A 1,139-nucleotide genomic window follows, 5' to 3' on the forward strand; every position below is an offset into this window, starting at 1 on the left:
ATTGTCTGGTAACTATGGCGAGAAGGTCACACCCGTTCCCATCCCGAACACGGAAGTTAAGCTTCTCAGCGCCGATGGTAGTTGGGGGTTTCCCCCTGTGAGAGTAGGACGTTGCCAGGCAAACGGAGGTTTAGCTCAGCTGGGAGAGCACTTGCCTTACAAGCAAGGGGTCGGCGGTTCGATCCCGTCAACCTCCACCATTCATGCCGGCCTAGCTCAATTGGTAGAGCAACTGACTTGTAATCAGTAGGTTGGGGGTTCAAGTCCTCTGGCCGGCACCACCTTCTATAATATTGTAAAGAACAAATCATATTTCTATTTAAATATGAGTCATTAGCTCAGTTGGTAGAGCATCTGACTTTTAATCAGAGGGTCGCAGGTTCGAATCCTGCATGACTCATCCTTTTGCGGGTGTGGCGGAATTGGCAGACGCACTAGACTTAGGATCTAGCGCCGCAAGGCGTGGGGGTTCGACTCCCTTCACCCGCACCATTTAAATTATTGAATTAGCATATATTTATTTTGCGGAAGTAGTTCAGTGGTAGAACACCACCTTGCCAAGGTGGGGGTCGCGGGTTCGAATCCCGTCTTCCGCTCCAAGTAAGTATGTGCCGGGGTGGCGGAACTGGCAGACGCACAGGACTTAAAATCCTGCGGTAGGTGACTACCGTACCGGTTCGATTCCGGTCCTCGGCACCATTTATATTTGCGCCAGTAGCTCAATTGGATAGAGCGTCTGACTACGGATCAGAAGGTTATGGGTTCGACTCCTTTCTGGCGCGCTTTAAAAATGCTATCGGGAAGTAGCTCAGCTTGGTAGAGCACATGGTTTGGGACCATGGGGTCGCAGGTTCGAATCCTGTCTTCCCGATTTGAAATTTATTATACGGGGCCTTAGCTCAGCTGGGAGAGCGCCTGCTTTGCACGCAGGAGGTCAGCGGTTCGATCCCGCTAGGCTCCACCATGATTTACCATTGTTAAAAACGACATATATTGTTATAATAAATCATGTCGTTAATTGAACCTTGAAAACTGAACAAGACGAAGCGTTTAATTAAACTATTTTTAAAACATTTTTGAGCTAATCAAACACTTTTTGGAGAGTTTGATCCTGGCTCAGGACGAACGCTGGCGGCGTG

The 1,139-nt window shown here is 48.8% G+C and carries 9 tRNA genes and 1 rRNA gene; all 10 read left to right on the forward strand.

From position 1 onward, the window contains the following. Positions 1-4: 4 nt before the first annotated feature. Positions 5-120, forward strand: a 5S ribosomal RNA gene (gene rrf / locus OEV98_RS17720). A 4-nt stretch (positions 121-124) separates the two neighbouring features. Beyond that, positions 125-200: transfer RNA gene (locus OEV98_RS17725), tRNA-Val, on the forward strand. Between the two features lie 5 nt (positions 201-205). Next, a tRNA-Thr gene (locus tag OEV98_RS17730) sits at positions 206-281 on the forward strand. Positions 282-327: 46 nt separating this feature from the next. Next, a tRNA-Lys gene (locus OEV98_RS17735) sits at positions 328-400 on the forward strand. 7 nt (positions 401-407) lie between these two features. After that, positions 408-492 (forward strand) — tRNA-Leu (locus tag OEV98_RS17740). A 32-nt stretch (positions 493-524) separates the two neighbouring features. Next, positions 525-599 (forward strand) — tRNA-Gly (locus tag OEV98_RS17745). 11 nt (positions 600-610) lie between these two features. Beyond that, positions 611-699: transfer RNA gene (locus OEV98_RS17750), tRNA-Leu, on the forward strand. A 9-nt stretch (positions 700-708) separates the two neighbouring features. Next, positions 709-782 (forward strand) — tRNA-Arg (locus OEV98_RS17755). 15 nt (positions 783-797) lie between these two features. Continuing rightward, positions 798-871: transfer RNA gene (locus tag OEV98_RS17760), tRNA-Pro, on the forward strand. Between the two features lie 17 nt (positions 872-888). Next, positions 889-964 (forward strand) — tRNA-Ala (locus OEV98_RS17765). The last annotated feature ends 175 nt before the right edge of the window (positions 965-1,139 follow it).

This window comes from Perspicuibacillus lycopersici, assembly GCF_025660475.1.
Classification (GTDB): domain Bacteria; phylum Bacillota; class Bacilli; order Bacillales; family Caldibacillaceae; genus Perspicuibacillus; species Perspicuibacillus lycopersici.